This window comes from Aromatoleum evansii, from assembly GCF_012910805.1.
GTDB lineage: Bacteria > Pseudomonadota > Gammaproteobacteria > Burkholderiales > Rhodocyclaceae > Aromatoleum > Aromatoleum evansii.
The window spans coordinates 1-512 of record NZ_WTVK01000193.1 but is presented as its reverse complement, the minus strand read 5'-3'; the positions used below and the strand labels follow the sequence as shown (position 1 = coordinate 512).

Sequence of the window (512 nt, the reverse complement as noted above, 5' to 3'; positions counted from 1 at the left end):
AGCTTATCCCCCGCAGTCTCACTGCCACGCTCTCACTTACCGGCATTCGGAGTTTGGTTGACGTCAGTAACCCGGTGGGGCCCATCAGCCATCCAGTAGCTCTACCTCCGGCAAGAAACACGCGACGCTGCACCTAAATGCATTTCGGGGAGAACCAGCTATCACGGAGTTTGATTGGCCTTTCACCCCTACCCACAGCTCATCCCCTCAGTTTTCAACCTAAGTGGGTTCGGTCCTCCACGCCGTCTTACCGGCGCTTCAACCTGGCCATGGGTAGATCACTCCGCTTCGGGTCTAGACCCAGCGACTCAAACGCCCTATTCGGACTCGCTTTCGCTACGGCTACCCCACACGGGTTAACCTCGCCACTGAGCACTAACTCGCAGGCTCATTCTTCAAAAGGCACGCCGTCACCCCACACAGAGGCTCCGACGGATTGTAAGCACACGGTTTCAGGATCTATTTCACTCCCCTCCCGGGGTTCTTTTCACCTTTCCCTCACGGTACTAGTC

1 rRNA gene is annotated in these 512 nt (G+C 56.6%); it reads right to left on the bottom strand.

Features of this window, described 5'->3' with window-relative positions:
• Nucleotides 1-512, bottom strand: a 23S ribosomal RNA gene (locus tag GO615_RS27875); the annotation flags it as partial.